The 272-nt window shown below is 49.6% G+C and carries 1 pseudogene; it reads right to left on the minus strand.

What is annotated here, in order from left to right:
• Positions 1–272 (minus strand): annotated as a pseudogene (locus FS806_RS26015) (RNA-guided endonuclease InsQ/TnpB family protein); the annotation flags it as partial.

Below are 272 nucleotides of genomic sequence, written 5' to 3' on the forward strand. Positions count from 1 at the left end.
CGCTGCAACCGACGCAAGCGTTTCTCCACCTTTCTTACGGCGGCAGACTTGTTGATGTTCTTGAACACCATTCCGTTGCTGCATACCGCCAATTCCTTAATGCCCACGTCTATACCGATTACCTCGTCCGTCAGTTCGGACTTCTCTTGCTCGTGCCTGATACCAATAGACACATACCAATACTTGCCGTCGAAGGATACTCGCGGATTGCTATATGCTCCTGATTGAGGAATCGGTTCACTGGTTTGGATCCAGCCGATCTTTTCCAGATA

This window comes from Paenibacillus sp. 32O-W, assembly GCF_007679495.1.
Classification (GTDB): Bacteria; Bacillota; Bacilli; order Paenibacillales; family NBRC-103111; genus Paenibacillus_L; species Paenibacillus_L residui.